Raw genomic sequence first — 26,331 nt, 5'->3', positions numbered from 1 at the left:
ATGAAAAATTAAAAAAAATGATTATCCGCAATAGTTCCTATTGTAAATTCTTGACTTGAAATCAGGAGCATACGTTACAGCGGCTATCAACAGTCTTTCAAACTGGTTTTCCCCGAAGTAACGCCTGTTGAATTTATAACAGAACTGGTTGAGATAATATTGCAAGTATTCCGGTTTTATCTTGTAATACACGCCCAAGAGCTGTCGTTTGGCATTGCTGATCGCGGTATGGACCCAGGGCAGCACATTGGAAAGATCCTCGTGTGGAATAACGGATGCCGTATGTGAATGGACATGCTCTTTCAATTTAGTGTAAGAAGTTGAGTCATCGGTGGTCAGGTCCGCCGTGCTTTCAACGTGCTCTTTGACATTCCTTGTAATTGTACCGGCTTTCAAGTCGTTGATGACTTTCATCTTCAGGTATCTGACCTTCTTGGGTTTCTTACCCGGTTTGGGGTTTTCAACGGTTTTGCTTTCAGCCATTACCAGCACTTTGGTCTTTTTTTGGCTCCCGCGGCCGCGCTTCAACGGTTTGTCCCTCTCTTGAAGGGATATTTCGGTGGAAAAGAAGGCGTCGTCCAACTCGATGGCTCCCTCAAGGGTGTACTCATCATCGCGTTTGCCCATCACGTCACGCAGTTTATTGACCATTTCCCATATGGGCTGGTAACGCTTGTGCCCCAGCTGGCGCTGCAGCTCCGCCGCGGAAAAGGAGCCCTTGGTCGCCGTGAGCAGGTGCATGGCCACGAACCAGTAACGGTAAGGCAGGTTGGAGTGCTGCATGACGGTGCCTGAACGCAAGGTTTGGCGTGCGCGACAACGCTTGCATTCATAGGCCTGCTTGTTTTCCAGCCAATAATGTTCTTTACAATTGCAATGCCGACAGGTTACTCCCATTTGGTCTCTTTGTTCTTTGAATTTTTTCCGACAGGATTCCTCATCGGGGTAATTTATAGCAAAATCCAGGATATTCATAGCTTGAATCTTTATATCGTTATCGATGTAAATATAATGAATATCAGTGAATTGCACAAGCATTTTTGAAACTTATTTATAACTTTTTCCCGCTAAATTCTTTAGGAATAACTGCGGATAATCATATTAAAAATTAAAAATTAAAAATTAAAAGTGAACCCTTACATATCTTATTTTCAATATCCGGTTTATTCCGATGATGCTGTTCTGGAACTGATCCCGCAACGAGAACCAATGGTGATGGTCGATAAGTTTTTCGGTATAGTCGATCGTGATTCGTTTTCAGGACTTACGGTCACGGAAGAAAACCTTTTCTGTTGCAATGGTATACTCACCGAGGAGGGGGTGATCGAGCATTTTGCACAGTCGGCAGCGGCCCGGATCGGTTTTCTCTTCGTACAAAATAAAGAAACTGTCCCTGTGGGATTTATCGGCGCAGTAAGCAAATTTTCCATCCATGCACACCCCCGGGTCGGAAATGAATTGTTGACAGTGGTTAGCATAATCCAGGAGGTGGGAAATATTACGCTTGCGGGTGTAAAGTCGTGGGTGGAAGATGAATTGATTGCCGAGGGTGAACTGAAAATATACTTGAACAAATAATGAAGCGAAAACAAAAACGGGAAGCGTCGCTTACCGACCGCGTGGAAATTCAGGTGCGGTTCAGCGAAGTGGATGCATTGCAGATAGTATGGCACGGCGAGTATGTGAGATACATCGAAGACGGGCGTGAATCCTTTGGTCAACGCTACGGACTTAGCTATATGGATATGAGGAAAGCCGGTTTTGCAGCGCCGATCGTGAAGCTTGATATTGATTACAAGTTATCCCTCTCATTTAACGAACAGGCCATTGTAGAAACACGCTATGTGGATTGTGATGCGGCAAAGATACAGTTCGACTATACTATTTATCGCAAAAGCGACGGTGCCGTAGTTGCCGAGGCATCAACCACACAGGTTTTCATCCATCTAACCTCAAATTTATTAGAGTTGAATAATCCCGATTTTTATTTGAGATGGAAAGAGAAATGGAACATCCGGTGATTTATCTGACGGCAGATGCCATGATCAGCTCACTGGGGTTTTCTACCGGAGAATGCCGGGAACAGATGCTTCGGTATCAATCGGGTGTGCGGCTTGTCTCCGATTCTCAACTTTATTCCGAATCGTTTTTTGGGGCAAGAATTAATAACGATCGTTTACAGCTACTCGTTACAGAAAATAATTTACACGGCTTTTCACGTTTGGAACAACTCCTTATCCTCTCCATCCGTCAGACGATTGAGAAGAGCGGGGTAAATGTGCAGCAGAGCGACTGTGGGTTTATACTGGTATCCACCAAAGGGAATATTGGCCGTCTTTCCACAGGGAACGAAACCGGGGAAGAACTTCTCCTTTCCCATTCTGCAGAAAAAGTTGCCGCATATTTCAAATTTACTGCTACGCCTATTGTGCTTTGTAATGCCTGTATTTCGGGTGTTTCGGCTATGATTGTGGCAAAGAGACTAATAGGGAGTGGACTGTTTAAGTACATGATAGTGGCGGGTGGAGATGAACTGTCGGACTTTATCGTAAGTGGATTCCACGCGTTTAAGTCGATAAGCACAGGTATTTGTAAACCCTATGATGCCGGTCGTGACGGACTTTCTTTGGGTGAAGCCTGTGGTTCGGTCTTGCTCACCGGCGATAAAATTTGTGTCAGAGAGACGCAACCTGTAGTCCTGCTCGGCGGGGCAATCACTAATGATGCGAACCATATTTCAGGACCGTCGCGTACGGGGGAGGAACTGCATCTGGCAATAGATCAGGCACTAGGGCAAGCCGGCATTTCTATGGAAGACCACTTTTTTATCAACGCACATGGTACGGCCACTCCTTATAACGATGAAATGGAAAGTAAGGCCTTATATCTTTCCGGACTTTCCGGAAAGCCTCTGCAAAGCCTCAAGCCCTATTTCGGGCATACGCTTGGTGCGGCAGGAGTGATCGAAACAATTCTTTGCAAGCAGCAACTCGAGAACAATATAGTATTTGGTGTGCCGGGGTTTGAAACCATCGGTGTACCATATCCTCTCAATATTGATTCCCGGCATCGCCCAATGAACCTCACTTATTGTCTGAAAACGGCTTCGGGCTTTGGCGGTTGTAATGCAGCCGTTGTGATTGGGAAAGAGCGTGCGGTTGAAGTCTTTCCCCAAACCTCAAAAAGAACGAAAATTCTCTCTACATGCAGTATAAGTCCTTCGGGAGTGTATCTCAATGATGAACGTGTGTTTGTGAATGAACTGGCGGACGATTTTCCTATTTTTATCCGCAAAGTGTATGCATTTCTCGGCTTGGCATATCGCAAGTTTTACAAGATGGACGATTTATCGAAACTGGGTTTTATCACCACTGCCTGGCTTACCCGTTCAGTGGATGGGTTTGCAGAGTTGCCTCCTGAATCGAAAGGTGTCATCATGGCGAATTGTTCTTCATCACTCGATACGGATATCCAGTATCGTCGGAATCTTGATGCGGTGGGCGACCGGGAGGCGAGTCCTGCCATTTTTGTGTATACACTGCCCAATGTCATGTTGGGTGAGATATGCATCTATTGGAAGATGAAGGGCGAAAATATCTTTTTTATCCAACGGGAATTTGATAAGGACTTTTTGATGCAATATGCCGAAATAGTGATGAATGAACAGGGTTTACACTATTGTATCGTGGGCTGGTGCGACTTGCTGGGTGAAAACTTTCTGTCGGAATTTTATTTGATGGAAAGATAAGGGTTCGTTACCTTTGTTGTATAAAATAATATTATCTTTATTTATGGATCAACTGAAACAAGCACTAAAGGAGGCGCTGATTCAAGCGCTGAACCTGGAAGATATAACCGCAGAAGAGATCGTGGACGAAGACCCGCTTTTCGGTGACGGATTGGGACTGGATTCTATCGATGCACTTGAGATCATTCTTATTCTCGAGCGCAATTACGGTATTCGCCTGACGAAACCTGAAGAAGCCAGGGATATTTTTTATTCTATCAATACGTTGGCCGATTTTATCGACAAGAACCGTAAAAAATGAGTGTTGCCGTTACCGGTATAGGGTGCATATCAGGTCTGGGATGTGGTGCTGAAGAGCATCTGCAGGCATTCAGGGCCGGAGGGAGCGGATTGGGAAAGGTTACACTTTTTCAGACCAGACTCCAGGTACCCGTTGCGGAGGTAAAAGTAAGCAACGAACAGTTGAAAAGCTATCTTGGAGTGGATTCGGATCGTCTGTTCTCCCGAACTGCTTTGCTCGGAATGACGGCAAGTAAGCAAGCATTTCAGGATGCCGGACTTTCTAACAGTCATTTGCGTATAGGGCTGGTCTCATCATCATCGGTGGGCGGAATGGATTTGAGTGAGCAGTTCTTTGCCGATTATGCTGCCAATCCCCAAAAAGGGCGTTTACGCATGGCTGCACATCACGATATTGGCGACCATACCGAGTCTATTGCCGACTATTTGCAATTGGACGGTTTCCGGACGAGTATCAGTACCGCCTGTTCCTCGTCGGCCAATTCCATTATGTTTGGGGCACGGATGATCGAGCAGGGCTTGCTCGATGTGGTGATAGCCGGAGGGACTGATGCATTATGTCGCTTTACGCTCAACGGTTTCAATTCGTTGATGATCCTCGACAATGTTCCTTGTCGCCCGTTTGATGAGAGCCGTGCAGGGCTTAATCTGGGTGAAGGTGCAGGTTATTTGGTGCTGCAATCGGAGAAATCGCTCATGCCGGGATCGAAAGTGTATTGCCGGCTCACGGGTTATGCCAATGCTAATGATGCCTATCACCAGACCGCATCATCTCCCGAAGGAGAGGGGGCTTTCCTGGCAATGCGACATGCTTTGGAAAAAGCCGGCATCGAACCCTCAGTTGTTGATTATATCAATGTGCACGGAACGGGAACAAGCAATAACGATCTATCCGAAAGTACCGCGATCAAACGACTTTTCGGTGAGCATGTACCGCCGTTCAGTTCCACCAAATCGTTTACCGGGCATACGCTTGGTGCGGCAGGAGGACTGGAAGCCGTTTTCAGTGTACTAGCCATTAGTGAACGGGTAATTTATCCCAGTCTCAATTTCAGGACACCGATCACTCAAACCGGATTATCTCCCGTTACCAGGATGATGGAGGATCAGGATATAACCACTGTACTTTCCAATTCCTTTGGATTTGGCGGAAACAACGCATCGTTAATTTTTCAGAAATAAAGTGCAATGGACACACATTCCGTTTATATACAATCTCTTGCATCCATTTATCCGCAGGATAAAGCGGTGGAAGGCCGTTTGTCCGCCTCTGAACCCGATTATAAGGAGTGGATCAAAGAGGCAGGGTTGCGCCGCCGCATGAGCCGTATTGTAAAGATGGGTGTCACGGCCGGTTTGCAATGTTTGCAAGATACATCTAAAAAACCGGAAGCAATTATCACCGCTACAGGATTGGGTTGTCTTGCCGATACCGAGAAGTTTTTACAGTCGATCGGCTCGCAGAATGAGGAGTTGTTGTCGCCAACACCCTTTATCCAATCGACCTTCAATACCATAGGTGCACAGATCGCTTTACTGTCGGCCAACAAAACCTATAATAGCACCTATGTGCATCGTGCATTCTCTTTTGAGAGTGCCTTGCTCGATGGTATGATGCAGTTGCAGGGAGGGGATGCCGGAAGCGTGCTTGTAGGTGCTGTGGACGAGCTTACGCCAACGGTATATCATATTCTGGAACGCATGGGTACATGGCGAAAATTTCCTGCAGGAGAGGGAGCATCCTTCTTTTTATTGGGAAATAAAAGAACAGCACAAACTACTGCCCGCATTGTGGCGGTGGATATGCAGAGTGGTAATTTTTCCCGGGAGCAATTAACCCAAAAGTACTCAGGTTTTTTGCAGACAAATGGAGTCGCTGATGCCCGTATCGTTTCCGGGGAAATGTTCAAATCTATTTGCGGCGAATACCAGACGGCCTCCTCGTTTGGTTTATGGTACGCCTGTACGCAATTGAGTGGTGACGGCTTTGTGCTGGTTACCAACTCCTACCTGAATAATCATACGGCAGTCTTGATAGAAAAATTTACAGAAGAATGATCTGGCTTGGTATTGGGGTTTTAATGCTGATTCTGGCGTTTATGCTGTTTTGGGCTTCCTGGTCCATTTCTGCGGGAGTGTACCTGAAAACGGTCTGTAAACTCAATACCAATGAAAAGGTGGTCGCACTCACTTATGATGATGGGCCGGAACCTGCAACAACATTACCGCTGCTCGAAGTGCTGAAGAAATATAATGTCAAAGCCTGTTTTTTTTGTATCGGAAAGAAAGCGGAACAATTCCCCGATATTGTCAGGCAGATCGTGGATGGAGGACATGAAATAGGGAACCATTCATATAGTCATGAAAGTAAGTTTCCGCTTTACGGAAAACGGAAGATGAAAGATGATTTGTTGAGAGCGCAGCAGGTTCTCGAGCGCGCTTCGGAACGGCAAGTGTGTCTTTTTCGCCCTCCTTTCGGTGTAACCAATCCCAAGGTAGGAAGTGTGGTTAGGCAATTTGGGTGGACCACCATCGGATGGAGTATCCGGTCACTTGATACGCAAGCCCAAACAGCAGATAAAGCATTGTATCGGATTAGACGAAAACTGAAACCGGGAGTCATTATTTTGTTGCATGACCGGATGCCGTTTTGCGCAGAATTGACGGAAAAACTATTGATACATCTGAAAGAAAACGGATATAAGGTGGTGGTACCAATAATGAGTGATGATTTAATAATTTGAAGATGTGATGATTGGATAATAGGCTAATGAGTTTCTTAATTTTTCACTTTTAATTTTTCATTTAGTTTTTAGTTCAAAAAATCGATAGTATGTATAGATTTACAGCCCTGTTATATGTCCTTTTGCTCTCTTTTACCATCTTCGGACAAGAGAGGAAGCCCATTACGAATGCAGTGGAGTTTGAAAAGAAACTGAGAGATGCTGCAGGGAAGATCCAGTCGGTGGAAAGCAGTTTCCGGCAGGAGAAATTCATGAAAGTTTTTTCCGATAAAATGGTTTCTACCGGTATGTTTTACTACCGTAAACCTAATAAGATTAGTCTTCAATACGAAAAACCGATGCAGTATGCCGTTACCATTAATGGCGATAAATTGCAAACACTCACAGGGGGGAAAAAGACAACCGTTAATCTCGGTTCAAACAAAATGATGGTACAAATGAAAGGCCTGATTGAAGCGAGCATGATAGGTAATATTTCAGCTTTGGATAGGGAGTATGATTTAGAGTATTTTCAGTCGGACTCAGAATATTTTGTAAACATAGTACCGGCAAGTAAGGCTGTAAAGGTTTATATTAAGGAAATCGATATTACTTTCGACAAGAAAACGATGGACGTAAAACGGCTCCGGATGACTGAGAACAATGATGATTATACTGATTACATTTTCACCAATTCTCAATATAACACACTTCAATTGGATGAGAAATTCACTGTTCGTTAGTATTGCAGCCTTTTGTCTGCTCGCTACTTCGTGTGCATCCTCCATACGCAGCGGATGCAGACAAGCCGAAACAGTGTCTCTTACCCGTGCCGATATTCCGTCGGTGATAGAAGCAAGCGATAGCCTGCAAACTTTCGACATGGAAATATCATTTTTTGGAAAACACCTGAATGGAATGATGCTTGTGAAGAGACAAGATCGCGAAACTGTCCGAATACTTATCAATAGCTACTTCGGAATGAGTATGGCTGATTTTGAATTACGGCCTGATACCTTTGTTATACATTATCTGCTCGATGCCATGAACAAACCGCCGATGGTAAACCTTTTCAAAAACAATTTCACATTATTGTTTGGAGCCCATCTACCGGAACATTTCGTAGCGCAGAAATCGTTGTGCAGGCAATCTGAAGAACTGATTTCAGCAGAGACTCCGAACGGAAAATATCAATACAGAATAAATCGTGAGGATCAGAAAATTATCAAAATAAAAGCTCCCGGTGTAAATGTTGAGGTTCCATACCCTGTCTATCCGTTTACTATTACCCTGAAATATCGTGGTATTTTTGGCCCTACAATAGTGATCAGGGAGATGGAATAACCGAAGATCATCCGCCTTGCAACAGGTAAAATCAAAAATTTCATGTACATTTGTGTGATCTAAGAGCTGCATTCTTAATGGATAAATTGGAAAAACTTTTTCAACTCAAGTTTCAAAGCGAGACTGGGGGGATTTGCCGTTTCCGTTGTGAAACAGATGCTACACACTCTGTTTTTGCAGGTCATTTTCCCGAAATGCCTATAGTACCGGGTGTATGCCTGTTAAATGTGGTGAAGCGTGCCGTCTCCGCAAGATTGGAATGTACTGTTTCTTTTGAGAAAATCAGAGAGTGTAAATTTTTGTCGGCAATAAATCCTATGGAGAATAAGGTATTTGATATAGAATTCGGGTTGACCGACGATCAGGAAGTGCGTGCTGCAGTTTTTATAGGCGACACGCAGTGTATGAAACTGAAAGCCACTTTGTCTCGCGAATGGAAGAACATCTGAAAAATACGATTATAATAATTCCCACATACAATAACGCAACCACAGTGGGCGGTGTGATTAAGCGTACCCTTCCTTTCGGACTTCCTATATTAGTGGTAAACGACGGTTCAACAGATAATACCCCGGAAGTGTTGTCTCAATTTCCGGAGGTTCGTGTTATCCATCTCCTCAAAAACAAAGGTAAGGGAGCAGCACTGAAAGCCGGTTTGAAAACGGCTGCCAAAGAGAATTTCCGCTATGCCATCACACTCGATTCCGACGGGCAGCATTATCCCGAAGATATTCCCGTCTTTTTGAACGAGATTGAAAAGACACCTGATGCGCTGCTTGTAGGGTCACGCAACTTGCAGGCAGATAATATGCCCGGTAAGAATACCTTTGCCAATAAATTTTCGAACTTCTGGTTCCGGATCGAAACAGGAAAAAAAATGGGGGATACACAATCGGGTTACCGGCTTTATCCTTTAGAAAAAATAAAAAATCTGAAACTCTTCACCGGAAAATATGAGTTTGAGTTGGAGATCATTGTGCAATCGGCCTGGCGTGGGGTGAATGTACGTAATGTACCCGTACGGGTATATTATCCACCCGAAGGTGAACGGGTGAGCCACTTCCATCCATGGCGTGATTTTACCCGCATCAGCCTGCTCAATACCGTTTTAGTATTGATTGCGTTACTCTGGTATTATCCATGGAAAACGGTACGCAGTCTGACAAAGGAAAATATACGGAAATTTATCCGGAACAATATCACTCATTCCACTGAAAGCAATGGACGAATTGCCGGTGCCGTGATGCTGGGTGTTTTTATGGGAATTGTGCCGGTATGGGGTTATCAGATGATGATCGCTTTTCTGCTGGCGCATTTGCTCAAACTCAACAAAGTGATTACGCTTGTGGCATCCAATATCAGTATTCCACCGATGATCCCGATTATCCTGTTCGGAAGTTATGCTACCGGTGCCCGGTTGTTGGGTAGGGCATTGAATTTCTCTGTCGAAAATATGTCGCTTGAATTTGTGATGAGTTCGCTCCTGCAATATGTTTTGGGTAGTATAGTCTTTGCCATGGCATGCGGTTTGGTTGCCGGGCTGCTTTGCTACATGCTGTTAATAATATTCCGTAAACCCAAAACGGCTGTGCTATGAGTAAATTCTTTGTCAACATCTACGAATATTTATCGCGAAAGAAGATTTTGCGAAATGTATTGATGTTTGGCAGTTTTGTGCTGTTGCTCCTGTTTGCCGTCCAGTTGCGTTTCGAAGAAGAATTTACCCGTTTTTTCCCCGATAATGCGAGTTCAGAAAAAAGCGAACAGGTCTTTCAAAATCTCAAAGTAAAAGACAAGATCATCGTGATGGTTTCATCGCGAGATTCACTCAGGCAGGAAGAGTTGCTTGACTCGATTGTGCTTGCAGGCGACCGGATGAGTGAATTGATCGGCTTGGGTGTTGCTGCTGATTATCTGCTCGATATCCTGTCGGAAGTGGGAGGAGGTGTGGTGGATCAGACCAGCGATTTCCTGTATGGCCATCTGCCCGCTTTTCTGGCAGATGATGACTATCAGCGCATGGATACGCTGTTGACGGAAGATGCTATTGATCAGCGGATGCGGCAAAATCTTGTAAATCTGATGTCGCCTGCCGGACTTGCTCTTAAATCAACCATCCCGCGAGATCCGCTGGGTCTTGGTGGAAATGTAATGCTGGGACTGAAAGATTTTGAAAATATCTCGAATTACGAAATATATGACAACCATATCTTCTCGTCCGATCTATCTACGCTTTTGCTTATTCTTTCGCCAAAATACGGTACGGGAGAAACCGGAAAAAATGACAATTTGATTGCTGAATTGGAAAGACTTTCGACCGAAGTGGAGCAGGAATATTCCGGTCTGCGTGTACAGTTCTTTGGTGGCCCCTCGGTAGCGGTGTACAATGCCCGGCAGGTGAAAAAAGATACCTATCTTACACTCGGAGTGGCATTACTTGTCATCATCCTGTTTATGTCGGTGATGTTCAGAAGCCGAAGTGCAATCCCTCTTTTGCTTACTCCGGTCGTTTACGGTGGAGTTTTTGCTTTGGCAATGATTTTTTTCATCAAAGGATCTATTTCGGCTATTGCCATAGGGGTAGGAGCGGTAGTGTTGGGTATTGCACTGAGCTATTCCATTCACGTAATCACCCACTACAACCATGTGAAATCCCGACACCAACTGGTCGAAGAGCTTTCCTATCCGTTGGTTGTAGGTGGATTCACCACCATCGGTGCATTCCTTTCGCTGCTGTTCACTTCGTCCGACATGTTGCGTGATTTCGGATTGTTCTCTGCCCTTTCGTTAGTGGGCACCACTCTGTTCTGTTTGATCTTCCTGCCTCATCTCCTGGGCAGAAAAACCGATTCGCAAACCTCACGGAAAGCGTTGGAGATAGTGGGGAAAATCACATCTTATCCTTTTGAGAAGAATAAAGTTCTTTTGGTTGTAATCTTTGTAATTTTTATTGCCGGACTTTTCACGATGGGCAATGTGAAATTCGACAGTGATATGTCTAACCTGAATTATGAACCCGCAAGTATCAAAGAGGCCGAGAAGAAAATGAACCGTCTTTTTATGACGGGCGACCGGCAACAGGTCATGTTTGTTTCGGTAGGAGAAACAGTGGATGAGGCACTGCAAAATTATGCCGAAAATAATCAACTCCTTGTCCGATTAAAAACCGAGGGAAAGATTCGGGACTTTGTCTCGTCGGAGAAACTGATGATCTCGCCGCAACAGCAGCAAGAGCGTATCCGTCGATGGAATGATTTCTGGACACCCGACAGGAAACAATGGCTGAAAACCGAAATTAGGGAGAGTGGAGCTAAATATGGTTTCTCTCCCGATGCTTTTGAGCCGTTTTTTAGCTTGTTGGATAAAGAATTCCTGCCCTTTTCCCCGGAAGAGTTGGGTGAGAATATTCCATTTCTTGCAGATTGGGTGGTGAGTGACGGCAATTCGCTTCTCTGCATTACCCAGGTGCAATTATCCGACAGTCAAAAAGATTTTGTATATGATACAATGGGGTCTGATCCTGATCTGGTGATCTTCGACCGTGCATTTTTTATCAATAAATGGGTTTCGGTGATCAATGACGATTTCAATACCATTTTATTCCTGTCGTCGCTGATTATCTTTCTGGCATTGCTCATTTCATACGGGCGGTTCGAACTTACGTTAATGGCTTTTGCACCGATGGCGATCAGTTGGGTGATTATTCTGGGATTGATGGCCATCTTCGGCATCGAATTCAATATTATCAATATCATATTGTCCACGTTTATTTTTGGATTGGGCGACGACTTCTCCATCTTTATGATGGATGGTATGCAGCAGGAATATCGTACCGGTAAGAAATTGGTCGACTCCCACAAAATAGCTATTCTGTTTTCGGCATTTACCGCTACAGTGGGAATGGGTGTACTGATCTTTGCCAAACATCCCGCATTGAAATCTATTTCGTTGATCAGCATCCTGGGCATGATGTCTGTTTTGCTGGTTTCATATACGGTGATCCCGGTTCTGTTCCGCACTTTCATTACCCGTCCCGCACGTAAAGGAAATTATCCTTACACGCTTTTTTATCTGGTATCCACGGCACTTATCTATGTGTCATTTGTATTGGGAAGCCTTCTTCTGTTTATTGTAAGACTGCTGCTAGCGTTAGTTCCCATTCCGGTCAGAAAGAAAAAAGCGCTGTTCAGCCGAATGATCATGTACAGTACACGGCTGTTCCTCTTCCTGATTTTCTATACAAGGAAGAAGATCATTAATGACTGTAACGAAGATCTGAAAAAGCAGGCTGTTATCGTAGCTAATCATCAATCCATGATCGATATCCTGATCATGCTTTCGCTCTCACCAAAAATTGTGATGGTAACCAATCGATGGGTGTGGAATTCTCCTGTTTTCGGACATGTAGTGCGATATGCCGGATTTATATCTACCCAAAAAGGGTTTGAAAACATGGGTGAAACGCTTCGGGAGAAAGTCGCCGATGGCTATTCGGTTGTAGTATTTCCTGAGGGAACCCGGTCGGCTGATGGAAAAATTAAAAGGTTTCACAAAGGCGCTTTTATGCTGGCTGAAAGTTTGCAGTTGGACATCGTTCCGATAGTGATTTACGGTACAGGGCAGATACTCAATAAACGCCAGATGTTTTATGTGAAGCCGGGTACTTACGGTGCAAGCTTTTTACCGAGAATTCCGGCTGAAAAGCTATCAGAATACGGCTCGGCACATGATGCCGCAAAAGCGGTGAAAAACACCATAAGCAAAGAATATTATCGGTTACAAGAGTGTTACGACCGGCCTGAAAACCTCTATTTCAGGCATAAACTTGTCCAGAATTATGTATATAAAGGGCCGGTGGAGGAGTGGTATGTGCGGGTGAAATCGGCAATGGAGAAATATTACGCTTATTTCGAACGTATTATTCCCCGCAGTGCCTCGGTGGTGGATGTAGGTTGCGGATACGGTATGCTCGCTTATATGTTGTCCACGACTTCAGCTGAGCGTAGGGTTTTGGGTATTGATTACGACGAGGATAAAATTGCGATAGCCAATCACAATTTCTCTAAAACGGCACAACTTCGTTTTGATTGTACTGATGCGTTAGAGTACGATTATCCGTCTGCCGATGTCTTCGTGGTAAATGATATGCTACATTACATGGATTACCGCTCGCAGGAGATTTTGTTGGAGAAATGTGTGGAGAAAATAAATGACAATGGCATGATCATCGTCCGCGATAGTGATGCCGACCGGAACCGCGGGCACAAGGTAACCCGGTTCACCGAGATGCTTTCCACCCGTTTCTTCAAATTCAACAAAACCGAACAACAGTTGCAGTTCCCTACGGCAAAACAGTTTGAAGTATTTGCCCAAAAGCACGGCCTGGATTTGGAGCGGCATTCGAATGACAAGCTGACATCCAATCAGGTTTTTATATTCAGAAAGAAAGAGGGATAACGTTTTATGCAAAAATATGATATTGTCATTATCGGTAGTGGATTAGGCGGATTGCTCTGCGGAGCAGTACTCTCCAAAGAGGGCTATTCGGTATGCGTGCTTGAGAAAAATGGCATACCGGGTGGCTGTTTTCAAGGATTCAAGCGTTACGGACGCATGCTGGATACCGGTGTGCACTATATCGGGAGCATGGATGAAGGTGAGATTTTGCACCGCTGTTTCTCTTATCTGGGCATTATGGATGAGATCAAACTTGTCCGTTTGGATGAAGAGGGTTTCGACCGGATTGTCTATCCCGACAAGTCCTATTCCTATGCGATGGGGGAAGAACGGTTTATTGAGACTCTCGCCAGAGACTTTCCGTACGAGAGGGAAAACCTGCAACATTATATGAAAATGATCTCGGATATTGCAAGTGCGGTGACTGTAGATGGATTCAAGAAAGGTAGGATTTCAACCTCAAATCTGGATGTGTTTTCTCTCTCGGCCTGGAAGACCATTGCCGGGATCACTCAAAATGAACGCCTGCGCCATGTGCTTTCGAATCCGGCCATGCTCTACGGCGGTGACAAACTGGTGTCTACCTTTTATATTCATGCAATGACCACATCGTCTTACCTGCATGGTTCCTACCGTTTTGTAGGGAGTAGCATGCAACTGACAGACGCTCTTATACGCAAGATTGAGGGTAATGGCGGAAAAGTGATTACACTTGCGCAGGCTACAGCGATCCGTTGTGACCAGAATATGGTGAGTGGGGTGGAGGTGAACAACCGGGGACTGATTCAGGCAAAGTATGTCATATCTACGATGCATCCGATGAAAACACTCGAAATCACAGATAGAACCACCAACATCCGTAAGGCATACCTGTCGAGACTGAGTTCATTGCCCAATTCCTATGGTTTTTTCACCGTGTACCTGATCAAGAAAAAAAATGCTGATCGATATATCAATCATAATATCTATTTTTATGCCGATGGGCAGGATGCATGGCACAGGACATCTTTTCCGGATGATAAGGGTGTGGTTGGTGTATTGACCTCGATGCGTCCCAATGAACATGATATCCGGTATACCAATGTGGTAGAATTGCTCACGCCAATGCTTTACCAAGAAGTAGAACCGTGGAAAGATACCCTTTATGAGCGGCGCGGTGATGATTACCGGCAATTCAAGGAACGGAAAACCGAAGATATTCTCCGGTTTGTCAGACAGTTTGATCCCTCTGTTCTGGAGAATACGGAGCACATAGTGACTACGACTCCACTGTCGTACCGTGACTATACCGGTACACCCGAAGGTTCGGCATATGGCATAATGAAAAATTACCAGAATCCGCTTTCCACGCTTATTCCGATACGTAGCAAGGTGAGAAATCTTTTTTTTGCCGGACAAAATGTAAATATGCACGGTGTGCTCGGGGTGACACTCACATCCCTGATCAGTTGCAGTGAATTGCTGGGCGAAGAATATATTGCAAAGAAAATAGGAAACAGTTGATATGCATATCCTGCTAAAAATAGCAAAATGGCTGACTGTAGGGGTTTTAACTTTATTAATAATCCTTGCGGCAGGTTCGTATATTCTTTATTCATCTGCCGATATGAAGCAACCCGATCTGAGTGTGTCGGATCTGCAGGAACTGCCGCTATCCATCGCGGACAGCCTCCGTTCATACGGAGACAACACCCTTGTCCTGAACCGGCAGGGACTCTGGGAATTGTATGTGAAAGGTACTCCTTTTGAGAGGGGAGTCGCCATTGGACGCATTTCGGAAGACCTGCTTTATTATCAGGAGAAAGTATTTGTAGATGAAATTAAAAAAATCATTCCCTCAGAAAAATACCTGAAATTTCTGCGTTATTTTCTGGTAATCTTTAACCGTAATTTGGGTGAACAGATTCCTGAGGAAAACCGGGAAGAGATTTATGGTATTTCACTTTCGTGTACAGACGAGTTCGATGCCATCGGGACACCCTATGAGCGTCAGCTCAACTACCATGCGGCCCATGACATCGGCCATATGATGCAGGCATATATGCTGGTGGGTTGTAGCTCGTTTGGCGTTTGGGGAAGTGAAAGTGCCGGCTCAACATTGATTATCGGTCGTAATTTCGACTTTTTCGTGGGTGAAGAGTTTGCCAAAAACAAAGTAGTGGCCTTTTATAATCCCGATAAAGGTTATAAATTTGCTTCAGTCTGTTGGATTGGTATGACAGGCGTGCTTTCGGGAATGAACGAAGCGGGGCTTACCGTTACTATTAACGCATCGCAAGCATCCATACCCACTGGTTCTGCAACACCTGTTTCAATCCTGGCCCGTATTATTCTACAGTATGCCTCCACTATTGATGAGGCTTATAAAATAGCCGAAGCGCACGAGACATTTGTGGCCGAAAGCCTGCTTATCGGCTCAGCAAAGGATGGAAAAGCTGTGATTATCGAGAAGTCTCCCGATGAAATAGGAATGTACCAATCATCGTCCGAACGGATTGTATGTACCAATCACTATCAATCCGACGTATTTGAGAATGATTCAAAAAATATGGATAATATCCGCACAACAGATAGTGATTACCGCTTGCACCGGATGAATGAATTACTCGATCGCGCAGGAAAAGTCGACCATCAAAAAGCCGCCGGAATCCTGCGTGATACGTTGGGCTTGCAAGACAAACTTATCGGACTTACTAACGAGAAATCGATCAACCAATTCATCGCACATCACTCAGTGATTTTCAAACCGCAGGAACTGAAAATGTGGGTCACTACCTCACCATGGCAAATGGGAGAATTTGTGATGTATGACTTGGCTGAAATTTTCGGGAAAATGGACAGTACGAAAATCACCGTATCCAGTGTAGATGCAGCTCTGTCCATAGAATCCGATGCCGGGCTCTTTTCCGGTACTTACGCCAATGTTCTTGATTATCGTCGGATAAAAGATGAAATCGGTAGCGCCATGAGAAAGGGCGAAACTGTGGATCCTCAGGTGCTGGAAATATTCCTGCAAACCAATGCCGAATATTATTATACTTATGAACTATTGGGAGATTATTACTTTTCACAGGATAAACCAACTGAAGCCCTTCGTTATTGGCAAACGGCATTGACAAAGGAAATTCCACGTTTGGGAGATAAGGAGAATATTGAGAAAAAGATCAGAAAAAACAACCGGAAATGAAACATCATACTCATATTCAGTTTGAAACAGCAGATACCATCAGGAGATTTCAAGAGAAATTACTGGTAGAAAACATCGGATATCTGGCAGTACGTTCGCCATTTTATCAAAGGATGTTTGCCGAAAACAATATCGATTTTCGAAAAATCCAAACGCTGGAAGATCTGCGTCACCTGCCCACTACCGATAAGGTTGATCTGCAAAAGCATAATCATGATTTTATCTGCGTGGATCGTTCGGAGATAATCGATTATGTCACCACATCCGGTACTTTGGGTGAACCGGTGATGTTTGCCCTGACCAATAACGATCTCGACCGGCTGGCTTATAATGAGTATCTTTCTTTTTCTACAGCCGGCTGTTCGGCAGCCGATGTGATGCAGTTGATGACCACGCTCGATCGTCGGTTTATGGCCGGATTGGCGTATTATATGGGTGCCCGTATGCTTGGTGCGGGAATTATACGGGTTGGAAACGGAATACCACAACTGCAATGGGATAGTATTCGTACCGTTAAACCCACATTTTGTATGGTGGTACCCTCGTTTCTGCTCAAACTGATTGACTATGCCGAGCAGAACGGTATCGATTATAATGCAAGTTCGTTAAAGAAAGCTATCTGCATCGGCGAGAATCTCCGCAATCCCGATCTCACGCTGAATACGTTGGGACAGCGTATCCATGAGAAATGGCATGTACCCATGCTCTTGAGTACTTATGCTTCGACCGAGATGCAGGCATCGTTTACCGAATGTGAGCATCAGAACGGTGGACATCAGCAACCCGAACTGATTATCACCGAGTTTCTGGATGATGCCGGGAATCCGGTACCCGAAGGAGAACCGGGAGAAGTTACCATTACTACCTTGGGTGTTACAGGGATGCCCCTTTTACGATTCCGGACGGGAGACATTTGCTGTCATTACACTTCGCCTTGTGCATGCGGGCGGAACAGCATCCGGTTGAGTCCTCTCGTAGGGAGGAAAGGCCAACTAATCAAATTTAAAGGCACTTCGCTCTATCCGCCGGCGCTTTACGATGTGCTCGACAATATACCACAAGTAAAGGATTATATTATAGATGTCTATACCAATGATCTGGGTACTGATGAGATCGTGGTGCGGGTGGGTTGCGAGCATCCTTCGGAAAAGTTTGAAAAGGAATTGAAAGATCTCTTCCGCTCCCGTGTGCGGGTAGCACCCACTATCCAGTTTGCTTCTCCGGAGTATATTGCCAAAATTAAGTATCCCGAAACGAGCCGGAAGGCAATCAAGTTCGTGGATCTGAGGTGAACCAACTTGCGTACATTAAATAGTTGCCGGCTATTTTCTGGTTCATCTCCTTGGATTGCTCCGGATCGACCTTCTTGACGAACTTGGCCGGTACACCGGCATAGATGCTGCCGGGTTCCACTTGTGTACCGCTGAGCACTACAGAGCCGGCAGCGATGATGGCCCCTTCGCCTACCACAGCATGATCGAGCACGATAGCGCCCATGCCAATAAGTGCACCGTCTTTCACTTCAGCACCGTGGATAACTGCATTATGACCGATGGATACATCATTCCCGATGATTGATACCGACTTCTGATACAAGGTATGAATAACTGTACCATCCTGTATGTTCACCCGGTCTCCGATACGAATAGAGTTCACATCACCGCGCAACACGGTATTGAACCAGATACTGCAATCACGGCCGATGATCACATCTCCGATGATAGTGGCATTTTCTGCCATATAAGTGTTTTCACCGATTTCAGGTGTGAAACCGCGAACTGATTTTATAAGGGGCATTTGTTTGAAAAATTACTAATTACCAATTACCAATCTTTAAATCTTTAAATCTTTGAATCTTTGAATTTTTAAATCTTTGAATCTTTGAATCTTTGAATTGAAACAACATCCGGCGGAACCAAAATCAGCACAGCTAAATCTCAAATCCTGATTCCTAATTCTCAAATTATATCGCTTTTGTTTTACGCTTCAGCCATGCTCTTTCCTCTTCGTTCAGATATCTTTTGAGTTTTTTGAACACCATTTTATGATAATTGTTGAGCCATTTGATCTCATTTTTGGTGAGTAGCTTTTTGACTATCGGTTTGGTGTCGATAGGACAAAGCGTGATGGTTTCAAAATTATAAAAAGTACCGAACTCTTTGGTCTTCTTGTACTCTTGTGTGACAATCAGGTTCTCTATGCGGATACCATACTGGTTGGCACGATATACCCCCGGCTCGTTGGAAGTAACCATTCCCGGCCTGAGCTGAGTCGGGTTTTCTTCCATACGTATGCTTTGAGGCCCTTCGTGAACGTTGAGGAAATGTCCGATGCCGTGTCCGGTACCGTGCCAGTAAGTGAGCTCGTTTTCCCACAGTGCTTTTCTGGCAAGGATATCAAGTTGCGACCCACGTGTCCCTTCGGGATAGATAGCGGTAGCCAGGGCAATATGTCCTTTCAACACTAGGGTATAATCTTTTTTCATCTGTCGGCTTAACTTACCGACAGTCACCGTGCGGGTGATATCGGTCGTCCCGTCTTTGTACTGGCCACCGGAATCGATCAGTAATAATCCTTCCGGCTGTACCTGTAGGGAGGTTGCGGGAGAAGCATGATAATGAATAACGGCGCCATTCCCCGCATATCCGGCAATAGTGCCGAAACTGTCGCCTACAAAGAGATCCTGTTGAGAACGATACTCATGCAACTTTTCTTCCACGGTCATTTCTGTCACTTCTCCTGCGGGAACGGCCTTTTCCAGCCACATATAGAATTTCACAAGTGCCACACCGTCTTTGATCATGGCATTCCTGAATCCTTTTAATTCAGTTTCGTTCTTTATGCTCTTCATCAGATCCACGGGCGACGGTACGTCCACAATCTTGCATGAGGAAGGGATAGTTTGCAGCAACTTATAATTGATTTTATTACCGGTAATGCAGACAGTGTTATTTTCCGGTAATCCGGCGACATATTCGAAAATATCATTATAGTCGGTAATCTTAATCCCTTGCTTTTTATACGTCTTAGCTACTTCATCGGTCAACTTTTCGGGATCGATAAACAGTACTGTCTCCTTCTCCGAAACGTAGCCATATGCAACTGCTACGGGGTTGTAATCCACGTCGTTTCCCCGAAGATTAAAAGTCCATGCTACCGCATCGAGGGTTACTATGATCAAGCCGTCCGCATCCACCTTTTTCAATTCGGCATTGATACGGGCGATCTTGCTCGTAACTGGTTCCCCGGCTACGCTGTCAGGCAAAGTGAAGACTTTGTTTTCAGGGATTTCCGGACGATCCTTCCATATGGTTGCAAAAGGATCAAGGGAGGTTTCCAATCGAATCCCTTTTGCATCGAGTTTTGTTTTTAGGGCTTTTGCATCGGAGGCTGCGTAAACCAATCCGTCGATTCCCACTGTCCCGCCGGTGCCGGCCTGCTCAATGATCCAATCCGTCATATCGGGTGTGTCCGGTTGCCCCATTTTAAACAATTCGAATCCCGTATCTTTCAGTTCGTCGGCCGCTTGAAGGAAATAGCGCGAATCCGTCCATACACCTGCTTTATCTTTTGCGACTACAGCCGTTCCTGCGGAACCGGTAAAGCCGCTGATCCATTTTCTGGATTCCCAGTGCTTGGGTGGGTACTCACTCAGATGGGCATCAGTACTGGGAACGATGAATAGATCGAGTTGTTTCTCCTCCATAAATTGCCTTATGGCTGAAAGTCTTTTGGGAATTTCGGTTGTCTTCATATGATTATAAATTTGCTTTCATTATATTTGTATTTAGAACAACAAATATAACGAAATATTCCCATAATTGAGTTCCTGATAAGAAGAATAAATCAATGAAGACATCTATCGAATTAAAAAATATGTATTTTTTTGCTTACCATGGTGTATTGGAACATGAGACAATTCACGGAAATAATTTTTCCGTGACATTGCGCTTCTCAGCCGATTTATCAGAGGCCTGTATCAGCGATGACATTAAGGATACGGTCAATTATGCGGAAGTATATGGTTTGGTAAAAGAGGAGATGGCAAAACCTTCCAAATTGATTGAAAATGCAGCATACCGTATTTTACGGAGAGTGAAGGAGGCATTTCCGGAGATCGGTCGCATTGAGGTGGAATTGGCAAAAATGAATCCACCCGTTGCCGGGCAAATGGACCAGTCGACAGTGATTATTTCAGAATAAAAATAAATGTTTTGGTTATATGAAGATAAATGTGTTATTCTTGCTCCTTTTCTCTTTAGCAGCGCAATTGTTACGAGCACAGGCGACGCCTCCTATAATTCCATTGCCCGGATCCTATCAGGAAGTCACCGGCTCATTTCTATTGGACAGTAAGACAACGGTATACATTAACGATCCATCGTTTTCTGACGAAGCCCTTTTCTTACAGAAAATATTGTTCGACATGAAAAGGTTGCCGCTCTCCATTCAATCCCAACCCGGAAGCCGATCCATATCGTTACTGAAAGAGAATAGAGCCGGAAACAATAAGGAGGGATATTCCCTGAAGATGTCACCCAAAGGTGTCACTCTCTCCGCTGGCGACAAAGAAGGTATTTTCCGGGGAATTACATCGCTGTTACATCTCATTTCTGCATCTGAAGACAATTCGATCTCCTGCTGGAATATTGAAGATGCGCCGCGCTATGAGTGGCGTGGGTTTATGCTGGATGAATCACGGCATTTTTTCGGTAAGGAAAAGGTAAAACAGCTATTGGACTGGATGGCTTTTTACAAACTGAACCGTTTCCATTGGCATTTGACCGATGAACCCGGCTGGCGCATAGAAATAAAAAAATACCCTCTTCTTGGCTATATCGGCGGAATAGGAAATCATAGTGATAGTGATGCCGCACCACAGTTCTACACACAGGAAGAGATAAGGGAGATTGTGCAATATGCTGCAGAGCGGAAGATAGTGGTAATTCCCGAGATCGACATGCCGGGACATGCCCGTGCTGCCAACCGTGCCTATCCCCAATTCAGCGGCGGAGGATCGGAAAGATATCCTGAATTTACTTTTGATCCGGGAAATGAAGGTACATATCAATATCTTACCGATATCCTGAAAGAGGTGAATGTGCTCTTTCCTTCGGAAATGATCCATCTGGGAGGCGACGAAGTGCATTTCGGTAATGGGGCATGGAATCATAATGAAGGGATTAAAACCCTTATGGCAAAACATAATTTGAAGGATTTATCGCAGGTGGAAAAATATTTTATGGTGCGTATGGCTGACTCTCTTTTTGCCATGAACAATAAGATACTGGCATGGGACGAGATGGCTGATATATCGTTCCCTTCTGAAAAAACTTTGATTTTTTGGTGGCGACACGACCAACCCGCACAGTTGGAAAAAGCACTTGAGAAAGATTATAAGGTGGTTTTATGTCCGAGAATACCCTATTATTTTGATTTTGTACAGGATTCTACCCATGCTGTCGGTCGCCGATGGAGCGGTGACTTTGCAGATCTGAAGAAGGCATATTCCTTCACTCCGGAAAAATGGGTGAATGGAAGTCGTCTTGAGCAGGTTGTCGGTATGCAGGCCAATTTGTGGACAGAAGTCATAGCGACAACCGAAAGGTTTGAATTTATGACTTTTCCCCGTATCACTGCCTTATCCGAAGCAGCATGGGGGCAGAATAACGATTATGATGATTATCTGGAACGGCTGAAGTTGCAGATCCCGCTGTATGAAAAGGGGGATCTCTATTTCTTCAATCCTTTTAATGTATCACAAACCCCTGAACCAAAGCGTTGAATAATTGGCTCCTCTATGTTTTTCCTTTTTGAATAAGGCACCTTTCTCCATATCCCATTCTGATCGGTTTTTCACTCTTAAAACTGTGAATTTTACAACCTTTCTGTTATCTGTGTCTCCTATCTTCCAACTTTTTCCTAACTTTGCAAAAATATTTCGAGTAAATGGACGAAACGAGAGATGGCATAGTCCCCGGCGTTGAGACTGAAGGGGTAAATACAACAGCGGAGGAGAGCCTGCAGCAGGAAGAATCGTTGACGTTGCGTACCGATAATCTGGTGAAGAAGTATGGTAAGCGGACGGTGGTAAATCATGTCTCCATCGATGTAAAGCAAGGTGAGATCGTCGGGCTACTCGGTCCAAACGGAGCCGGTAAGACAACTACTTTCTATATGACAGTAGGGTTGATTGTGCCGAATGAAGGAGAAATATTTATAGGAAAGCAGAATATCACCCGCTTCCCGGTCTATAAACGGGCCCAGCACGGGATTAGTTATCTGGCGCAAGAGGCATCTATTTTTCGGAAAATGACAGTGGAGGATAATATCAGATCGGTGTTGGAATTTACCGATAAATCACCTCAGGAACAAAAAGATAAATTGGAAAGCCTCATCGATGAGTTCGGACTGGGGAAGGTGAGGAAGAATACGGGTGACCGGCTTTCGGGTGGTGAACGCCGCCGGGCTGAGATAGCTCGCTGTCTGGCTATCGACCCGAAATTTATTATGCTCGATGAACCGTTTGCCGGTATCGACCCGATTGCTGTACAGGATATCCAATCGATTGTAGCCCAATTGAAATATCGAAATATCGGTATTCTTATTACCGACCATAATGTGGATGAGACGTTGAGTATTACCGACCGTGCTTATTTGCTTTTTGAAGGGAAGGTGTTGTTTCAGGGTACGGCCGAAGAGCTGGCTGCCAATCCGGTAGTAAGGGAGAAATATCTTGGACGCGATTTCGAGTTACGCAGACGCACATTTGATGCTCCTTAAGGTTATGGGTCGCATTCTTTCTATCGATTATGGGAAAAAGCGTACGGGTATAGCCGTGAGCGATCAGCTGCAGATCATTGCCAATGGTCTGACTACAGTGGAGACATCCAAAATTTTTGATTTTCTGAATGAGTATCTTCAAAAGGAGGATGTGTCGTGTATTGTGGTGGGGCTACCCAAACAGATGAACAATGAACCTTCGGAAAATATGAAAAGGGTGGAGCCTTTCGTAAACCGATTGAAAAAATTATATCCTCAAATTCCCGTGGAATATTGGGACGAGCGGTTTTCATCCAAAATGGCCGAACAGGCAATGAGAGATGCCGGATTGAAAAAGAAAGATCGTCAAAATAAAGAGTTGGTCGATGAAATCAGTGCTGCCATTATCCTGCAGGGTTATATGGAAAGCAGAAGAATAATGAGTGGAAAATAAAAAGTTAAGAGTGAAAAGCGTTTTTCGGATTTGATTAGTTAATTATGATTTTACCTATATATATTTACGGACACCCGGTTTTGCGAAAAGTGGCACAGGATATTGATCCTGCAAATTATTCCAATTTAAAGGAATTGATCGATAACATGTTCGAGACCATGTATGGTGCCGACGGGGTAGGGCTTGCCGGCCCGCAGGTGGGACTGGAAGATCGTATCTTTGTTGTAGATCTCTCCCCGCTTGCCGATGACGGGCATCCTGAATTCAAGGATTTTAAAAAGGCATTTATTAATGCCCATATTATTGAACGGAGTGGGGAGTTGGATTCTTCGGAAGAGGGATGTCTGAGTATACCCGGCATTCATGAGAAGGTATCCCGTGAAAGCCAAATCCGTATTCAGTATATAGATGAGGACCTGCAGCCGCGCGATGAAACATACTCCGGTTATATGGCACGGGTGATCCAACATGAATATGATCATATAGAGGGTATCCTGTTTATCGACAAGATATCTCCTCTTCGTAAAAGGATGGTGAAAGGCAAACTGGCCAATATGGAAAAGGGGAAAGTGGCTTGTGCCTACAGGATCAAAACGGTGAGATAGTCCGGGACATCTTTTTTGTCTATTCTCCGGTATAGTAGTTATAATTTTCGATTACTTTCCGGATAAATTTTTCCTGGGTCGGGAATTTGTGCTTAATACGGATTACCTCTTCAATTTTTGTCGTAAGCCTCTCCATTAAAGCCGCGTCCCTGTTTTGAATGGCATAGAGGGCATTTTCTTTGATGATGCGCATGTCATTATCGTTAAATTGCAGCATCTGAGTCCTTGAGAAATAGGGCTCATAATCTCCGTTTATATCTGCCAGAATAGTATGTGACAGGTTGTATTTCGATTTTTCAGAAATTACGGCTGTCCCTGCGGCCAGGTCGCCAAGTCGTTGTGTGTACCCGGTAAACAGCATAAATAATACACCCGGCACAAATCCCATATCAATATCGACCAACCTGAATATCCATCGTGTGAAATAATCGGTGAATGATGCCTGGTAACCGTCGATTTTTACTACCCGCGTCTTGACCACCATCTTTCCCAGAGTTCTTCCTTCCATTAAACTCTCACTTACGAGCGAATAAAATGCAACAGGAGAGTATATCGCCAGAAATAGTGCAATCTGCCCCCATGTTTCCATGTTGATAAATACATCCAATAATTTCAGGTATCTGAACAGGTAATATAGGCTGATGACGTAGGAAGCTTTTACGATCATGTCGATGATATATCCCAGCATCCGTTCGCCTATCGATGCGGGAGTGAAAAAAAGCGGTACATTTTGTGTAGTAGTAATGTATAACTTTGACATTTTATCATTAATTTAGCGAACTATATGAAGGAAGTCGCATTCATAAAGCAAAATAAAAGCAAGTGGCTGGAATTTGAACAGTTGTTAGCCTCTGATCACCCTCAGAATCCGGATGAGATGGCTAACCTTTATATCCATTTGCTCAACGACTTATCTTTTGCCCAGACCTATTATCCAAAAAGCAGGACGACCGATTACCTCAATTTTTTGGTTTCACAAATATACCGTAAAATTTATAAAACGAAACGCCTCGAAAGGAACAGGTTGTGGAAATTCTTTAAAACCGACGTTCCCCTCCTGATACACAAATATAGAAAAACGATGTGGTTCGCGTTTGTGATGTTTCTGTTTTTCACCATCCTTGGTGCCGTTTCTGCAAAATATGACGATACTTTTGTGCGCCTGATCCTTGGTGATGGATATGTGAATATGACATTGGAAAATATTGAGAAAGGTGATCCGATGGCAGTGTATAAGTCGGGTGGACGTATGGGATCTTTTATCGGAATTACCGTGAACAATATTTATGTAGCATTACGGGCGTTTATTTTCGGAGTGCTGGCGGGTGTCCCTACTTTTTATATTGCCATGTCGAACGGGATCATGATAGGTGCATTTCAATATTTCTTTTATGAGCACGATGTTTTTGCTGAAAGTTTACAGGGTATCTGGCTTCATGGCGCCATGGAGATATTCAGTATTATCGTGGCAACTGCCGCAGGATTTGTGGTAGCGGCGTCCATTCTTTTTCCGGGAACCTATTCGCGCTTCACTTCTTTTCAGAAAGGATTCAAAGAGAGTTTATATATCATATTGAGTACCATGCCGTTTTTTGTGGCGGCGGGTTTTATAGAAGGCTTTGTGACGAGGCTCTCCGGCAGTATGCCTCTGTCGGTAAATCTGGTGATTATTCTGGGCTCTTTTTCATTCATTTTTTTCTACTATATGGTTTATCCGTTTATGGTGGTAAAGAAGTCTGAAAAACAATGAA

The 26,331-nt window shown here is 44.4% G+C and carries 25 protein-coding genes; 21 read left to right on the top strand and 4 right to left on the bottom strand.

The window, feature by feature from the left end; all coding sequences use genetic code 11:
- Positions 1-21 precede the first annotated feature (21 nt).
- Positions 22-975, bottom strand: a complete 954-nt coding sequence (locus tag PSM36_RS13680) for an IS1595 family transposase (protein WP_076929706.1) — start codon at positions 973-975, stop codon at positions 22-24.
- A 153-nt stretch (positions 976-1,128) separates the two neighbouring features.
- Here PSM36_RS13680 and PSM36_RS13675 point away from each other — a divergent pair, with 153 nt between their 5' ends.
- The 15 genes from PSM36_RS13675 to PSM36_RS13605 all read left to right on the top strand — a co-directional run bounded on the left by PSM36_RS13675 (position 1,129) and on the right by PSM36_RS13605 (position 18,051).
- Positions 1,129-1,578, top strand: a complete 450-nt coding sequence (locus PSM36_RS13675) for a hydroxymyristoyl-ACP dehydratase (RefSeq protein ID WP_083711067.1) — start codon at positions 1,129-1,131, stop codon at positions 1,576-1,578.
- Positions 1,578-2,021 (top strand): acyl-CoA thioesterase, encoded by a 444-nt coding sequence (locus PSM36_RS13670; RefSeq protein ID WP_076931399.1) that lies wholly within the window; start codon positions 1,578-1,580, stop codon positions 2,019-2,021. The genes PSM36_RS13675 and PSM36_RS13670 overlap by 1 nt, the downstream gene beginning before the upstream one ends.
- Entirely contained in the window at positions 1,994-3,748 is a 1,755-nt protein-coding gene (locus tag PSM36_RS13665; RefSeq protein WP_232001461.1) for a beta-ketoacyl synthase N-terminal-like domain-containing protein, read from the top strand. The genes PSM36_RS13670 and PSM36_RS13665 overlap by 28 nt, the downstream gene beginning before the upstream one ends.
- A 43-nt stretch (positions 3,749-3,791) precedes the next feature.
- On the top strand, positions 3,792-4,049 hold the full coding sequence (locus PSM36_RS13660; protein WP_076931398.1) for a phosphopantetheine-binding protein: 258 nt from the start codon (positions 3,792-3,794) through the stop codon (positions 4,047-4,049).
- Positions 4,046-5,230 carry a beta-ketoacyl-[acyl-carrier-protein] synthase family protein gene (locus PSM36_RS13655; RefSeq protein WP_076931397.1) on the top strand — a complete coding sequence of 395 codons (1,185 nt, stop codon included), beginning with the start codon at positions 4,046-4,048 and terminating at the stop codon, positions 5,228-5,230. Before PSM36_RS13660 ends, PSM36_RS13655 begins: the two co-directional genes overlap by 4 nt.
- Positions 5,231-5,236: 6 nt before the next feature.
- Positions 5,237-6,106, top strand: coding sequence for a beta-ketoacyl synthase chain length factor (locus tag PSM36_RS13650; RefSeq protein WP_076931396.1), 870 nt, complete (start codon positions 5,237-5,239; stop codon positions 6,104-6,106).
- On the top strand, positions 6,103-6,792 hold the full coding sequence (locus PSM36_RS13645; RefSeq protein ID WP_076931395.1) for a polysaccharide deacetylase family protein: 690 nt from the start codon (positions 6,103-6,105) through the stop codon (positions 6,790-6,792). Before PSM36_RS13650 ends, PSM36_RS13645 begins: the two co-directional genes overlap by 4 nt.
- Positions 6,793-6,881: 89 nt before the next feature.
- On the top strand, positions 6,882-7,514 hold the full coding sequence (locus PSM36_RS13640; protein ID WP_076931394.1) for a LolA family protein: 633 nt from the start codon (positions 6,882-6,884) through the stop codon (positions 7,512-7,514).
- A complete protein-coding gene (locus PSM36_RS13635; protein WP_154671033.1) occupies positions 7,492-8,115 on the top strand; it encodes a hypothetical protein in 624 nt (207 codons plus the stop codon). The genes PSM36_RS13640 and PSM36_RS13635 overlap by 23 nt, the downstream gene beginning before the upstream one ends.
- 77 nt (positions 8,116-8,192) lie before the next feature.
- Positions 8,193-8,564 carry a hypothetical protein gene (locus tag PSM36_RS13630; protein WP_076931392.1) on the top strand — a complete coding sequence of 124 codons (372 nt, stop codon included), beginning with the start codon at positions 8,193-8,195 and terminating at the stop codon, positions 8,562-8,564.
- Positions 8,549-9,712 (top strand): DUF2062 domain-containing protein, encoded by a 1,164-nt coding sequence (locus tag PSM36_RS13625; protein ID WP_076931391.1) that lies wholly within the window; start codon positions 8,549-8,551, stop codon positions 9,710-9,712. Before PSM36_RS13630 ends, PSM36_RS13625 begins: the two co-directional genes overlap by 16 nt.
- Positions 9,709-13,572 carry a trifunctional MMPL family transporter/lysophospholipid acyltransferase/class I SAM-dependent methyltransferase gene (locus PSM36_RS13620; RefSeq protein WP_076931390.1) on the top strand — a complete coding sequence of 1,288 codons (3,864 nt, stop codon included), beginning with the start codon at positions 9,709-9,711 and terminating at the stop codon, positions 13,570-13,572. Before PSM36_RS13625 ends, PSM36_RS13620 begins: the two co-directional genes overlap by 4 nt.
- Positions 13,573-13,578: 6 nt before the next feature.
- The gene (locus tag PSM36_RS13615; protein ID WP_076931389.1) at positions 13,579-15,075 is read left to right on the top strand and encodes a phytoene desaturase family protein; all 1,497 of its coding nucleotides are present in this window, start codon (positions 13,579-13,581) and stop codon (positions 15,073-15,075) included.
- Between the two features lies 1 nt (position 15,076).
- Positions 15,077-16,759, top strand: a complete 1,683-nt coding sequence (locus tag PSM36_RS13610; protein ID WP_076931388.1) for a C45 family autoproteolytic acyltransferase/hydolase — start codon at positions 15,077-15,079, stop codon at positions 16,757-16,759.
- Entirely contained in the window at positions 16,756-18,051 is a 1,296-nt protein-coding gene (locus tag PSM36_RS13605; protein WP_076931387.1) for a phenylacetate--CoA ligase family protein, read from the top strand. Before PSM36_RS13610 ends, PSM36_RS13605 begins: the two co-directional genes overlap by 4 nt.
- Here PSM36_RS13605 and PSM36_RS13600 read toward each other — a convergent pair.
- The gene (locus tag PSM36_RS13600; protein WP_076931386.1) at positions 18,029-18,556 is read right to left on the bottom strand and encodes a gamma carbonic anhydrase family protein; all 528 of its coding nucleotides are present in this window, start codon (positions 18,554-18,556) and stop codon (positions 18,029-18,031) included. The genes PSM36_RS13605 and PSM36_RS13600 overlap by 23 nt on opposite strands.
- Positions 18,557-18,722: 166 nt before the next feature.
- Positions 18,723-20,513 carry an aminopeptidase P family protein gene (locus PSM36_RS13595; protein WP_076931385.1) on the bottom strand — a complete coding sequence of 597 codons (1,791 nt, stop codon included), beginning with the start codon at positions 20,511-20,513 and terminating at the stop codon, positions 18,723-18,725.
- A 95-nt stretch (positions 20,514-20,608) separates the two neighbouring features.
- On the opposite strand from PSM36_RS13595, the gene folB reads away from it, so the two are divergent.
- The 5 genes from folB (at position 20,609) to def (ending at position 24,580) form a co-directional block, all read left to right on the top strand.
- Complete coding sequence (gene folB, locus PSM36_RS13590) at positions 20,609-20,962, top strand: dihydroneopterin aldolase (protein WP_076931384.1); 354 nt, start codon at positions 20,609-20,611, stop codon at positions 20,960-20,962.
- A gap of 19 nt (positions 20,963-20,981) precedes the next feature.
- Positions 20,982-22,544, top strand: a complete 1,563-nt coding sequence (locus PSM36_RS13585) for a beta-N-acetylhexosaminidase (protein ID WP_076931383.1) — start codon at positions 20,982-20,984, stop codon at positions 22,542-22,544.
- Between the two features lie 164 nt (positions 22,545-22,708).
- Positions 22,709-23,542 (top strand): LPS export ABC transporter ATP-binding protein, encoded by an 834-nt coding sequence (gene lptB, locus PSM36_RS13580; RefSeq protein ID WP_394333036.1) that lies wholly within the window; start codon positions 22,709-22,711, stop codon positions 23,540-23,542.
- Between the two features lie 4 nt (positions 23,543-23,546).
- Positions 23,547-23,975 carry a Holliday junction resolvase RuvX gene (gene ruvX, locus PSM36_RS13575; RefSeq protein WP_076932276.1) on the top strand — a complete coding sequence of 143 codons (429 nt, stop codon included), beginning with the start codon at positions 23,547-23,549 and terminating at the stop codon, positions 23,973-23,975.
- A 44-nt stretch (positions 23,976-24,019) separates the two neighbouring features.
- Positions 24,020-24,580: a peptide deformylase gene (gene def, locus PSM36_RS13570; protein ID WP_076931382.1), complete on the top strand. Its 561-nt coding sequence runs from the start codon at positions 24,020-24,022 to the stop codon at positions 24,578-24,580.
- A 19-nt stretch (positions 24,581-24,599) separates the two neighbouring features.
- Here def and PSM36_RS13565 read toward each other — a convergent pair whose 3' ends face one another.
- Positions 24,600-25,340 carry an RDD family protein gene (locus tag PSM36_RS13565; RefSeq protein ID WP_076931381.1) on the bottom strand — a complete coding sequence of 247 codons (741 nt, stop codon included), beginning with the start codon at positions 25,338-25,340 and terminating at the stop codon, positions 24,600-24,602.
- 24 nt (positions 25,341-25,364) lie between these two features.
- Between PSM36_RS13565 and PSM36_RS13560 the strand changes: the two genes are divergently transcribed.
- Positions 25,365-26,330 (top strand): stage II sporulation protein M, encoded by a 966-nt coding sequence (locus PSM36_RS13560; RefSeq protein WP_076931380.1) that lies wholly within the window; start codon positions 25,365-25,367, stop codon positions 26,328-26,330.
- Position 26,331 lies beyond the last annotated feature (1 nt).

The organism is Proteiniphilum saccharofermentans (assembly GCF_900095135.1).
GTDB lineage: Bacteria > Bacteroidota > Bacteroidia > Bacteroidales > Dysgonomonadaceae > Proteiniphilum > Proteiniphilum saccharofermentans.
This window is presented reverse-complemented; position numbering and strand designations above follow the sequence as displayed.

Excerpts from the sequence above, each read along its gene's own strand:
- PSM36_RS13625 (WP_076931391.1), top strand. The coding sequence starts at position 8,549 with ATGGAAGAACATCTGAAAAATACGATTATAATAATTCCCACATACAAT.
- PSM36_RS13665 (WP_232001461.1), top strand. The coding sequence starts at position 1,994 with ATGGAAAGAGAAATGGAACATCCGGTGATTTATCTGACGGCAGATGCC.
- PSM36_RS13600 (WP_076931386.1), bottom strand. The coding sequence starts at position 18,556 with ATGCCCCTTATAAAATCAGTTCGCGGTTTCACACCTGAAATCGGTGAA.
- PSM36_RS13670 (WP_076931399.1), top strand. The coding sequence starts at position 1,578 with ATGAAGCGAAAACAAAAACGGGAAGCGTCGCTTACCGACCGCGTGGAA.
- PSM36_RS13630 (WP_076931392.1), top strand. The coding sequence starts at position 8,193 with ATGGATAAATTGGAAAAACTTTTTCAACTCAAGTTTCAAAGCGAGACT.
- PSM36_RS13605 (WP_076931387.1), top strand. The coding sequence starts at position 16,756 with ATGAAACATCATACTCATATTCAGTTTGAAACAGCAGATACCATCAGG.
- PSM36_RS13655 (WP_076931397.1), top strand. The coding sequence starts at position 4,046 with ATGAGTGTTGCCGTTACCGGTATAGGGTGCATATCAGGTCTGGGATGT.
- PSM36_RS13585 (WP_076931383.1), top strand. The coding sequence starts at position 20,982 with ATGAAGATAAATGTGTTATTCTTGCTCCTTTTCTCTTTAGCAGCGCAA.
- lptB (WP_394333036.1), top strand. The coding sequence starts at position 22,709 with ATGGACGAAACGAGAGATGGCATAGTCCCCGGCGTTGAGACTGAAGGG.
- PSM36_RS13560 (WP_076931380.1), top strand. The coding sequence starts at position 25,365 with ATGAAGGAAGTCGCATTCATAAAGCAAAATAAAAGCAAGTGGCTGGAA.
- folB (WP_076931384.1), top strand. The coding sequence starts at position 20,609 with ATGAAGACATCTATCGAATTAAAAAATATGTATTTTTTTGCTTACCAT.
- PSM36_RS13620 (WP_076931390.1), top strand. The coding sequence starts at position 9,709 with ATGAGTAAATTCTTTGTCAACATCTACGAATATTTATCGCGAAAGAAG.
- PSM36_RS13650 (WP_076931396.1), top strand. The coding sequence starts at position 5,237 with ATGGACACACATTCCGTTTATATACAATCTCTTGCATCCATTTATCCG.
- PSM36_RS13610 (WP_076931388.1), top strand. The coding sequence starts at position 15,077 with ATGCATATCCTGCTAAAAATAGCAAAATGGCTGACTGTAGGGGTTTTA.
- ruvX (WP_076932276.1), top strand. The coding sequence starts at position 23,547 with ATGGGTCGCATTCTTTCTATCGATTATGGGAAAAAGCGTACGGGTATA.
- PSM36_RS13660 (WP_076931398.1), top strand. The coding sequence starts at position 3,792 with ATGGATCAACTGAAACAAGCACTAAAGGAGGCGCTGATTCAAGCGCTG.
- PSM36_RS13615 (WP_076931389.1), top strand. The coding sequence starts at position 13,579 with ATGCAAAAATATGATATTGTCATTATCGGTAGTGGATTAGGCGGATTG.
- PSM36_RS13565 (WP_076931381.1), bottom strand. The coding sequence starts at position 25,340 with ATGTCAAAGTTATACATTACTACTACACAAAATGTACCGCTTTTTTTC.
- PSM36_RS13595 (WP_076931385.1), bottom strand. The coding sequence starts at position 20,513 with ATGAAGACAACCGAAATTCCCAAAAGACTTTCAGCCATAAGGCAATTT.
- PSM36_RS13680 (WP_076929706.1), bottom strand. The coding sequence starts at position 975 with ATGAATATCCTGGATTTTGCTATAAATTACCCCGATGAGGAATCCTGT.
- PSM36_RS13645 (WP_076931395.1), top strand. The coding sequence starts at position 6,103 with ATGATCTGGCTTGGTATTGGGGTTTTAATGCTGATTCTGGCGTTTATG.
- PSM36_RS13635 (WP_154671033.1), top strand. The coding sequence starts at position 7,492 with ATGAGAAATTCACTGTTCGTTAGTATTGCAGCCTTTTGTCTGCTCGCT.
- PSM36_RS13640 (WP_076931394.1), top strand. The coding sequence starts at position 6,882 with ATGTATAGATTTACAGCCCTGTTATATGTCCTTTTGCTCTCTTTTACC.
- def (WP_076931382.1), top strand. The coding sequence starts at position 24,020 with ATGATTTTACCTATATATATTTACGGACACCCGGTTTTGCGAAAAGTG.